The 6,175-nt window shown below is 56.2% G+C and carries 7 protein-coding genes; 3 read left to right on the top strand and 4 right to left on the bottom strand.

Going from position 1 to position 6,175, the window contains the following annotated elements:
• Positions 1-374: 374 nt before the first annotated feature.
• Entirely contained in the window at positions 375-689 is a 315-nt protein-coding gene (locus ACM6IK_RS17975; protein ID WP_414875415.1) for a hypothetical protein, read from the bottom strand.
• 439 nt (positions 690-1,128) lie between these two features.
• Here ACM6IK_RS17975 and ACM6IK_RS17970 point away from each other — a divergent pair, with 439 nt between their 5' ends.
• The gene (locus ACM6IK_RS17970; protein ID WP_159259626.1) at positions 1,129-1,938 is read left to right on the top strand and encodes an NYN domain-containing protein; all 810 of its coding nucleotides are present in this window, start codon (positions 1,129-1,131) and stop codon (positions 1,936-1,938) included.
• A gap of 108 nt (positions 1,939-2,046) precedes the next feature.
• Here the strand turns inward: ACM6IK_RS17970 and ACM6IK_RS17965 are convergent, their stop codons facing one another.
• Positions 2,047-2,565, bottom strand: coding sequence for a cysteine hydrolase family protein (locus ACM6IK_RS17965; RefSeq protein ID WP_414875414.1), 519 nt, complete (start codon positions 2,563-2,565; stop codon positions 2,047-2,049).
• 413 nt (positions 2,566-2,978) lie between these two features.
• On the opposite strand from ACM6IK_RS17965, the gene ACM6IK_RS17960 reads away from it, so the two are divergent.
• Positions 2,979-3,584, top strand: coding sequence for a LysR substrate-binding domain-containing protein (locus tag ACM6IK_RS17960; protein ID WP_414875413.1), 606 nt, complete (start codon positions 2,979-2,981; stop codon positions 3,582-3,584).
• Positions 3,585-3,684: 100 nt separating this feature from the next.
• Here the strand turns inward: ACM6IK_RS17960 and msrA are convergent, their stop codons facing one another.
• Both msrA and ACM6IK_RS17950 read right to left on the bottom strand, forming a co-directional pair.
• Positions 3,685-4,191, bottom strand: a complete 507-nt coding sequence (msrA, locus tag ACM6IK_RS17955) for a peptide-methionine (S)-S-oxide reductase MsrA (RefSeq protein ID WP_414875412.1) — start codon at positions 4,189-4,191, stop codon at positions 3,685-3,687.
• A 406-nt stretch (positions 4,192-4,597) separates the two neighbouring features.
• Positions 4,598-4,987 (bottom strand): MerR family transcriptional regulator, encoded by a 390-nt coding sequence (locus ACM6IK_RS17950; RefSeq protein ID WP_414875411.1) that lies wholly within the window; start codon positions 4,985-4,987, stop codon positions 4,598-4,600.
• A gap of 74 nt (positions 4,988-5,061) precedes the next feature.
• Between ACM6IK_RS17950 and ACM6IK_RS17945 the strand changes: the two genes are divergently transcribed.
• Positions 5,062-6,132, top strand: coding sequence for an SDR family oxidoreductase (locus tag ACM6IK_RS17945; protein ID WP_414875410.1), 1,071 nt, complete (start codon positions 5,062-5,064; stop codon positions 6,130-6,132).
• Positions 6,133-6,175 lie beyond the last annotated feature (43 nt).

Genomic DNA, 6,175 nt, shown 5'->3' with positions numbered 1-6,175 from the left:
TCTGTCGTGACCTTCAGCTATGGGTCGGATAGCGACCACCAGCCATAGTGACGGTCGATGCTAGACCGTCACTATCCGACCCAATATAGACAGGCCGTCCCACCAAAGTAAGGTTGCAGCATGAGGTCTAACCCTTCGTTCAAGCGGACCGGAATCAACCGAACTGAATCTTGCATCCATTGATACGGGTGCGGCGGTCACTGGTGAGGGGATAACCCATGAGTAACCCCAACCCGAAACGCCAAGGGCCTGCGATCATGCAGGCCCAGTCAGGTTGGGTACGCCGCGATGGGTAACCGCTGTGTTAACCCAACAGCGGCATTCTGCTTGGAGCCAGTATCTACGCAGCCTGTAGGCATTCAATGCGCGACCTATCAAGCGGCACTCGCCTCATTGGTAGGATTTAAATAGCAGGCCATCTCCCGTTCGACAACGTCGATCTCATTTAGCCCCCAATTTGTCAGGGGCGCGGAAGGCTTGCCGGTCGACGCAAAACTAGCCGCCAGCAGACGGGTCATCAGCGTCTTTGCCAAGTCCAGTTGCTTCTGAAGCTCCTGAGCCGCGCGATCAGCCTCATCCAGGCGCTGTTGCAGGGCATCGCGCCCTGCAGTGATCTGTCCAATACTGGCCGCCGTTTCATGTGGGTCGACCATCACTGCCGTTTTTTCTTCCAAAGATTTATCACTCATCAATGTGCTCGTTCGCTCAGGTTCAAGGTCAGGCGCGCGCAGGCCTCGCTTCACTGAGATCGGCACGAGAGTTTATTCCTACAGTTTTCTATCGCACTGACGCGCAAGGCGCCGACCAACGGCAGCGTAACCCATCAGCGAACCCAGCCTAGTTGTAGGTAATTACACGGACTTGCCCACCCATTTGCATTCGACCTGACCAATCATTTGCATCGGATTTGACCATCACGCTGCGTGGCCATGACCGGCAGAGAACGACCCTAAGCAGCCTCTGACCATCGGCTGCTATCGGTCGATTGAATGGGCTGATCGGTTCCGCTTTGCACATCACCGCAAACCCGGAGCCGTTGGCAAAACACGCTCTCCAGCGCGAAGCGGTGATCCCTTTGTTCGTCCATGATTTAACGGTATGTTGAAGTCCTCAACTCAAGGGCGACCCATGGCCATCCACGCACCCACCCCCACGCAAAAACACTTGGCAGTGTTAATCGATGCCGACAATGCCCCTGCAGCAATTGTCGAAGGTTTATTCGAAGAAATCGCCAAGTACGGTGTCGCCAACGTCAAGCGGATCTATGGCGACTGGACTGGCCCTCAGTTGGGTGGATGGAAAAAGGTGCTACTCGACCATTCGATTCAGCCTATCCAGCAGTTCGCGTACACCAAAGGTAAGAACGCAACAGACAGTGCCTTGATCATCGACGCAATGGACCTGCTGTACACCCGACGCTTCGACGGTTTCTGCCTGGTTTCGAGCGACAGTGACTTCACCCGCCTCGCTTCGCGGTTACGAGAAGAAGGTTTGACGGTCTACGGGTTTGGTGAAGAAAAAACCCCGAGACCGTTCGTGTCGGCCTGCGACAAGTTCATCTATACCGAATTGCTGCGCGGTGAGGTGCTTGTTGTTGCAAGCAATGGACATGATCGACCCGAACCCGAGCCACCCGCCGAAATCGAGGTCGTCAAAGTCGCCAGTACGCCCGAGGTAAAAAAGCTACCCAAGGCACCAGTAAGTTTCATCGCAAAGATCTTGGATGACATTGCCGACGAGGACGGCTGGGCTCACTTGGGTGCACTGGGCACCAACATCAGCAAATTGAGGCCTGAGTTCGACCCTCGCACCCATGGTTATAAAAAGCTCAGTGAGTTGATCAAGGGGTATCCGGATACGTTTGAACTGCAAACTAGAGGAACGTCGGGAGTGGGCGGTTCAATACTCTATGCCCGGCACCGACAGCCGAGCTCATAGCCCCCATCACCAACGACCGCTCCTGGCCGACTTCTGCCCGTCACGACCGGCTGAAAGCGACTCAAAGCGGACAGATCGGCTTGACTCGTGCCGATCTGTCTATGGCGGCTAGAAACACCAGTCCTCATCGCGTACGACACGGCAGAATGGTCCCGCGAGGGTCGCATTGTGATGAGCGATAATCTCTTCGGCCTTCAGCGCAGGGGTGTCCGTGCAGGTATGGCCATCGGCGATCAGCACTGCATCGAATCCATGGTCGCGTGCGGCGCGGCAGGTGCTGTCGACACAGTATTGGGTCTTCATTCCGGCAATGACCACACCCTGAGCTCCACACGCCCGTAGCTGATCGGCCAGGGCTGTCTTGGTGAAGGCGTTGGGACGACTTTTCTCGAAAATCACTTCGTCGCCGTGTAGCGCCAGTTCCTGCACCAGTTGTGTCAACGGGCTTCCAGGCTCGATTGGTGAACCAGGTGGACCAATGTGGCGGGCGAGAAAAATGGGTGCGCCTGCACTTCGGGCTTTACTCAACAGATTATTCAACGTGTCTAGCAACGCTTCGCCAGCCCATGGCTTATCCGGGCCATGAAACAATCCAACCTGCATATCGAGAATCAACAGTGCATACATAGTGCTTTTCCCTGCGTTTTGGCCAGCGACACAAGGGCAAAAGAAAAGGCCCTGTCCATCACTGGCGGGCCTTTGAAATTCGTGCGCTATCAGCTCACGACACCTCTCACGACCCGCCTCCGGCGGTCGTGGTAGTCGTGGTCAAGGCAATTCGTAATTGATTCATGGCGCTGACAATAGCGATGCAGTACGGGGTTGGCAAGTGAGCACTACGAGCGTGAAGGCTGATTGAAGTATCGATCACTGGCCGCTCCTGGGCCGATAGCTGTCTGTCATGCCGGTCCACTTCCGAACAAAAGCTTTGGGATGTGCTGTTAGCGAGGTTCGCCGCTGCCTGCTACCACATCAGCACATTCAGATTGCATCGGATTTCACCCCCTGTACCACGGGAAACCCGCGCAGTCAGCCTGCCCTTGGTCAGTTCGCTGGTACATCCGGTGCTCGGCGACTTTATGCGTGGGTACCCGGCCATTGAATTGGACCTGGACTTCAGCGACCGCCTGGTCGATGTGATCGAGGAAGGTTTCGACGTCGTGGTCAGAACCGGCGCGCCTACGGATTCGCGTTTATCAGCGCGTAAGCTCGGTTCATTCCGTTCGTTGCTGGTCGCCTCGCCGGACTACCTGGCAGCGCGTGGTACGCCAAAAGTACCAACCGATCTGCTGCTGCACAGCTGCCTGCACTACCGTTTCCCCCATAGCGGCAAGCTGGAAACCTGGGCCTTGCGTCGTACTGCTGAGGAGCCCGAGTTAGCCTTGCCCATTTCGATGATCTGCAACACCATCGAAACCCGTTTATGCTTTGCCTTGCGGGGACTGGGCATCGCCTATCTGCCGGAGTTCTCAGTCAGGCAGGCGCTCGCCGAGGGGCAGCTGTGGAGCGTTTTGCCAGAGCACACAGAGCGCAATGGCGAGTTTCATTTGCTCTGGCCTGCCAGTAAACATCCTTCTCCCAAGGTGCGGGTATTCGTCGACTTCCTCTGCGCCCGGGTTTTTCCGGGGAGAAAGGGGACGGATTGATTTTCACCACTCTAAACGTCCGCCATGACCGATTTCTGCCTTCGACGACCGGCTGAAACCGACCAGAAGTGGTCACCTCTGCGCTTCACAAACACGACTCTCAGGCGCGCTTGGGGAGCTTCCAGTTCGGGCGGATGAAGTGGCATGTGTAGCCATTCGGTATACGCTCGAGGTAATCCTGGTGCTCCGGCTCCGCTTCCCAAAAAGGTCCCGCCGGCTCGATTTCGGTGACAACCCGGCCTGGCCACAGGTGTGAAGCATCGACATCGGCAGCGGTGTCCTCGGCGATGTCGCGTTGCTGTTCGCTGAGGTAGTAGATCGCCGAACGGTAGCTGGGACCCAGGTCATTACCCTGACGATTGGGCGTGCTGGGGTCGTGTATCTGGAAGAAGAACTCAAGGATCTGCCGGTAGCTGATCACGGCAGGGTCGAAGACGATCTCGATGGCTTCGGCGTGGTTGCCATGGTTGCGGTAGGTGGCATGCGGCACATCGCCGCCGGTGTACCCGACCCGCGTGTGCAGCACACCGGGATAGCGCCGCAGCAGATCCTGCATGCCCCAGAAGCAACCTCCGGCGAGAATGGCAGTTTCGGTTTGTCTGGTCATGGTCTGTCGTTCCTCTCGGAGGCGTTGGGTATAGCCTTTGTTATGAGGGCGTGTTGGCCAATTCCAAGGTTTCGCGCAAACAGAACTGGAATGACCGCATTTGGCCGGTTAGCGACCATTGCTCTGGCTAGCCATCCTTGTACTCTCGCACGTAGAGGACTTGCCATGAACATCATCGCCGCCTGCAGCCCATGGCGAGCACGTGTCATCACGAGCCATGGTGATGCAGCGGCCGAGTGAGATTATCGAGTTGCTGCCGCATAGATGGGCGCCCGTTTAACCACGCAAGGTCTTTTGGGCGGACGCTTACTGTCCAGGGCCTGGCCAGAAGGTTTTAGAAAATGCGTAAGCGATGGGCTTGAAACTGGAAGCAGGCTGCAGTTTCCGTTTCCCGGATGCTGACAGTTCAGTTGGAAGAGTTGTTCAGCCGCTGAAGCTCAAGTTGCCTGGCTGCACTGGCTTCGAGGTTTGCACGCTCTTCATCCAGATACCGATAAATGCTTTGGAAGTTGGCGATTTTCTGTTTGATTTCTGCCATCTTCTTTTCAATCAGCTTAGCGCCGTCAGCACAATCGATCAGCTTGTTCCGCTGCGCATCCAGAATCTCGCCTATTTCCCCCAGAGAAAACCCCATGCTTTGCGCGCGCTGGATAAAGTCCAGATCCTGCAGGGTTTGCGCTGTGTAAACGCGATAGTTGTTAGTTTGCCGCAGCGGTGAGATCAGGCCGATTTGCTCGTAGTAACGCAGCGTATGGCGGCTGGCGCCGCTGCGGGCCTCGAGTTCGCCGATTTTCATGAAAACACCGCTTGACTATAGAGTTGGGTCGATAGTTTACGCTTGATTTTTCACCTTAAACAAGGAGCAGGGAAATGAGCGTGGAGTGCTTTGTCACGGGGGGTACCGGCTTCATCGGTCAACATTTGGTGGCGTACCTGAGTGCAAAAGGTCACACCATTCGGGTGTTGATGCGTCGCCCAGAGCGACTGGCTGCACTGCGCGAGCAAGTCGACAATTTGGGAGGGTGCGCAACCCGGGTATTTGCCGTAGCTGGCGATCTGGAACGGGACAACCTCGGGCTGAGTCTTGCTGACCGAGAAGTGCTAAGGCACGCCAGAGTGATATTCCACCTGGGCGCCCACTTCGCTTGGGGGCTTTCAGTGGAGCATTCTCGTGCGGTGAATGTAGAAGGGGCAAAGCGCGTGGCGCTGTTGGCGGCTGAGCAAAAAAGCCGGTTAGTGATGATCGGCGGCTACATGCTGAAAAATCATGAACATCTGCAACGCATCGGGATTGATCCTCGTTATCCGGAGCTGACGAATTGGCCTGCCGTCTACCGGCATGTCGGTGGTTACGAGGGGAGCAAGCTGGAGGCGCATTTTGCGACCCTGGAGGTCATGTCCGCCAAGGGCGGGGAGATTACCGTTGTCCACCCCGCGACGGTTTGTGGCCACAGCCGAACGGGGCATATCCTTGACGGTCAGCCGCTGGTGGAGCTGATACGCAACCTTGTACAGGGAAAGCTGACTGCAGTGCCCGGTACCGCCGAGCACTGGCTACCGCTGGTTACCGTGGATTACCTGGTTGAGCTGGTGGCGGTTTGTGCTTTTGATCCTGCCATGGTGGGTCAGGAACTGCTGGCGCTTGATGACCAAACTCCCAACTTGCGAGAACTCCTGGTACAGGTGGCAAAACCCGCTGGCTTAAAGTCTCCCAAGCGTTACATTTCGCTGCGATTGCTGAAGTTGCTACTGAGTATTCCTCCCGTCGCGCGCTTTTTGAATACAAAACCCGAAGCCTTGGACTTTATCCAGACCACTCGTTTTGATACAGCAGCGGTCGAGCAATTTGCCAACAGGCATGGAATAGCCAAACCGGATATACGCCAGTCTTTGCAGCACACTGCAACGTTCGTATCCTCAAACTTTGCGCCGTCGATGTAGGGCGGCATTCTATCGAACGACAAATCAGCGACAGGGATCGTCA

It is taken from the genome of Pseudomonas sp. IT-196MI5, assembly GCF_949767415.1.
In the GTDB taxonomy this organism is placed as follows: Bacteria; Pseudomonadota; Gammaproteobacteria; order Pseudomonadales; family Pseudomonadaceae; genus Aquipseudomonas.
This window is presented reverse-complemented; position numbering and strand designations above follow the sequence as displayed.

Excerpts from the sequence above, each read along its gene's own strand:
- ACM6IK_RS17950 (WP_414875411.1), bottom strand. The coding sequence starts at position 4,987 with ATGAAAATCGGCGAACTCGAGGCCCGCAGCGGCGCCAGCCGCCATACG.
- msrA (WP_414875412.1), bottom strand. The coding sequence starts at position 4,191 with ATGACCAGACAAACCGAAACTGCCATTCTCGCCGGAGGTTGCTTCTGG.
- ACM6IK_RS17965 (WP_414875414.1), bottom strand. The coding sequence starts at position 2,565 with ATGTATGCACTGTTGATTCTCGATATGCAGGTTGGATTGTTTCATGGC.
- ACM6IK_RS17975 (WP_414875415.1), bottom strand. The coding sequence starts at position 689 with ATGAGTGATAAATCTTTGGAAGAAAAAACGGCAGTGATGGTCGACCCA.
- ACM6IK_RS17945 (WP_414875410.1), top strand. The coding sequence starts at position 5,062 with ATGAGCGTGGAGTGCTTTGTCACGGGGGGTACCGGCTTCATCGGTCAA.
- ACM6IK_RS17970 (WP_159259626.1), top strand. The coding sequence starts at position 1,129 with ATGGCCATCCACGCACCCACCCCCACGCAAAAACACTTGGCAGTGTTA.